At 69.2% G+C, this 1,830-nt stretch carries 1 protein-coding gene; it reads left to right on the top strand.

The features are described 5' to 3' along the window. Positions 1–499: 499 nt before the first annotated feature. A partial coding sequence (locus K377_RS41095) for a molybdopterin-dependent oxidoreductase (RefSeq protein ID WP_111668714.1) occupies positions 500–1,830 on the top strand: 1,331 nt, incomplete at its 3' end.

The following is a 1,830-nucleotide window of genomic DNA, read 5'->3' as shown; positions in this document are numbered from 1 at the left end:
GGCCCACAGGTCATCCGGCGCCATCCGCTCGACAAGCGCAGCAGTCATCGCTCCAGACTGCCGCAAGATCACGCCAACTGAAATGGCGTCTTAGGTGCGCCAGCTGTTGTCGAGGTCCTCAATCACCGTGCTGGCGAACAGGCCTGCTCCGGACAGCGCGTCGTCTCAGCTGAGCGGGAACAACCAGCTGCCGCGCGACTTGAGAGCACTGTTCGCGTCCACGATGCGAGCCTGAGAGCGAGCGACGCGTCCGCTGGGGTCTGTCCGACGGATCTTGTAGGCAGTGCTGTAACCCGGCGTTGCAGTAGTGGCGTGGATCGCTTCCCCAGTCCTCGGTACCCCCGTCATGTTGCGCCCTTTGGCGGAACCGGCTGGTCAGCGAGTGTTGTCGTCAGACGCGGCGGGTCGAGAGTTGCTAGTTCTGAGGGACTGCCGACGCCTCTTCACCTCGATGGTGTGAAGGACCAATCCGGGCGTGCCTTCAGGACGGATTCCACTCATGGACCTCGACGTACGACCCAAGCCGCTGCGCGGCATCAAACGCTTGTCGCTCGGTGCCCTGAGCGGCCTGCTCGCCGGGTACGCGGCCATCGCCGTCGCCGAACTGGTCTCCGCGGCCGTGCGCCCCGAATCCGGACCGGTCATCGCGGTCGGCGGAGCGGCGATCGACCGTACCCCGCCCGCGGTGAAGGACTGGGCGATCCGGCAGTTCGGCACCAACGACAAGCTCGTCCTCCAGCTCGGCATCCTCGCCGTGCTGACCGTCCTGGCTCTGGTCCTGGGGGCGCTGGCGACGCGGTGGCGGCTGATCGGCTCGCTCGGCGTGCTCGCCTTCGGCGTGGTCGGGGCGCTGGCCGCCACCAGCCGGCCCGACTCGACCAGCGCCACCGACGCGCTGCCCTCGGTGGTGGGTGCCGTGGTCGGCGCCTGCTTGCTGTACTGGCTGATCGGACGGCTGGGACGGCCCGGCCGCACGGCACACGAGGGTGACCCGGCGGCCGAGGCGGGAGCGAGCGCCGTGCACCCCGGTGAGGCCGGGGAAGGCTCCGGCTGGGACCGGCGCGGCTTCATCCTCGCGGCCACCGCGGCGGCCGCCGCCTCGACCGGCGCCGGTCTCGCGGGGCGTGCTCTCAACGGATCCCAGGGGCAGAACGCCGTCGCCTCCCGCAAGGACATCGTGCTGCCCGCCCCGTCGTCGAAGGCGGCGCCCGTACCCAGGGGAGCCGCACTGCGGATCAAGGACATCAGCCCGTTCATGACCCCCAACGGCGACTTCTACCGGGTCGACACCGCGCTCGTGGTGCCCAAGGTCGACGCCACGTCCTGGCGGCTGCGCATCCACGGCAAGGGAGTGACGCGTGAACGCACCCTGTCGTTCGACGACTTGCTGAAGATGCCGCTGATCGAACGCAACATCACCCTCACCTGCGTCTCGAACGAGGTCGGCGGCCCCTACGTGGGCAACGCCCGCTGGATCGGCGTCCGCCTGGCCGACCTGCTCAAGGAGTGCGGCGTGCGGCCCCCGTCGAAGGGCGGACCCGCCGACCAGCTCGTGGCGCGCTCGGTGGACGGCATGACCATCGGCAGCCCGGTCGAGGACGTCATGGACGGCCGCGACGCGATGCTCGCCATCGGCATGAACGGACAACCACTGCCCTTCGAGCACGGCTTCCCGGTCCGCATGCTCGTCCCCGGCCTGTACGGCTACGTGTCGGCCTGCAAGTGGATCCAGGACATCGAACTGACCACCTTCGACGCCTACGACTCGTACTGGGTCAAGCGGGACTGGGCGCAGAAGGCCCCGATCAAGACCGAGTCGCGCATCGACAC

Source organism: Streptomyces sp. PsTaAH-137 (assembly GCF_003259365.1).
Taxonomy (GTDB): Bacteria; Actinomycetota; Actinomycetes; order Streptomycetales; family Streptomycetaceae; genus Streptomyces.
The sequence above is the reverse complement of the archived record's forward strand: the minus strand, read 5'-3'. Positions and strand labels throughout refer to the sequence as shown.